1 protein-coding gene is annotated in these 1,860 nt (G+C 61.4%); it reads left to right on the top strand.

Annotation, left to right across the window (positions count from 1 at the left end):
* On the top strand, positions 1-1,822 hold a 1,822-nt coding region (locus ACUHMQ_RS20625; protein ID WP_445297324.1), incomplete at its 5' end, for an MTBMA_p00010-related P-loop-containing protein.
* Between the last annotated feature and the right edge of the window lie 38 nt (positions 1,823-1,860).

Genomic DNA, 1,860 nt, shown 5'->3' with positions numbered 1-1,860 from the left:
GGGCCGGGTGTTGCTCAAGCTGGAGCAGGTGCAGGACGAGGCCATCCAGCAAGCCTTGATGCCACAAGCGCCGACGATGCCGACCATGAGCGAGGAAGAGCAGCAAGCGGCACTGGCGCTATTACAGTCACCGGACCTACTGGGGCGGGTGCTGGCGGACTTCGAGCAATGCGGGATTGTGGGCGAAGCCACCAACAAGCTGACGGCCTATTTAGCCGCCACCAGCCGCAAGTTGGATAGGCCGCTGGCGGTGGTGGTGCAATCATCCAGCGCAGCCGGTAAATCCAGCCTGATGGATGCGGTGCTGGCGTTTATGCCGCCGGAAGAGACGGTGCGCTACTCCGCCATGAGCGGACAAAGCCTGTTCTACATGGGCGAGACCAATCTCAAGCACAAGATACTGGCGATTGCGGAAGAGGAAGGCGCGAGCCGGGCCAGCTATGCCTTGAAGCTGCTGCAATCGGATGGTGAGTTGACGATGGCCAGCACGGGCTCAGACGCCAATGGCAATCTGGTGGCACAGGAATACCGGGTAGAAGGCCCGATGAGCCTGTTCATGACCACGACGGCCATCGACATCGACGAAGAATTGCTCAACCGCTGCTTGGTGCTTAGCGTGGATGAAGGGCGCGAGCAGACGGCAGCGATTCACCGACGGCAACGGGAACGGCGCACGCTGGAAGGCTTCCTGGGCAAGGAAACCAAGGACGCGGTGCTGGCGTTGCAACGTAATGCCCAGCGTTTGCTGCGTCCTTTGGCGGTGGTGAACCCGTTTGCGGATCAATTGACCTTCCTGGATGACCGCACGCGGACACGGCGCGATCATGAAAAGTATCTCTCCCTGATCGACACGATTGCCTTACTGCACCAGTACCAACGCCCGATCAAGACCTTGGTGGTGGGAGATCGGCAGATTGAGTACGTGGAAGTGACCCCGGAGGACATCGCACAGGCCAATAAGCTGGCGCATGACGTGCTGGGGCGCAGCCTGGATGAGTTGCCACCCCAGACCCGCAAGCTCTTAGCCTGCGTTCAGCAGCTGGTGCGCGAGCGTGCCGACACGACGCAATTAGGGGTGCAGGACATCCGCTTCAGCCGCGCCGAGGTGCGTCACGCCAGCGGGCTATCGGATACCCAATGCCGCCTACATTTGGATAGGTTGGCCGCCCTGGAATACCTGCTGGTCCATCGCGGTAGCCGTGGGCAAAGCTTCGAGTATGAATTGCTGTTTGATGGTGATTTAGCGGCGCACAGCCCGCAATTGGCCGGGTTACTGGATGTAACCCAGCTGATGGCGACAGGTACGACAGCCAGTTCGCGGGGGGTAGCCCCCCAGTTCGCGGGGTCAACGCGGCCCCAACACGGCCCCAACGCGGGGGGTGTGCGGCGTGCTGATGCCTGCGAATCGCCAGACGCCACCAGGGTTTTAGCGGAAACGCCCGTTTCTGAGGACGAAATAAGGGTGGGGGGGTATGCAAATACCTTTGAGCCGGTCGTAGTCGTACCGGGGGCAATGGGGTTCGATAGCGCCGTTGACGTGGATGTTGAGCTGAAAACTGGGTGTACGACAGCCAGTTCGCGGGGGGTAGCCCCCCAGTTCGCGGGGTCAACGCGGCCCCAACACGGCCCCAACGCGGGGGGTGTGCGGGGTACTGATGCCTGCGAATCGCCAGACGCCACCAGGGTTTTAGCGGAAACGCCCGTTTCTGACGACGAAATAAGGGTGGGGGGGGCTGAAAATACCCCTGATCCGCTCGTGGTCGTACATCCCTTAGCTCACTTGCCGGTGGTGCCGGTAGAAGGCGCGGGCTATGCCGCGTAAGGGCCAGAAACTCAAGACACGCCAACGCCGCCCAACCA

This window comes from Chitinimonas violaceus (assembly GCF_052601015.1).
Note: the sequence above shows the minus strand (reverse complement) of the source record. Positions and strands in the feature narration are given on the sequence as shown.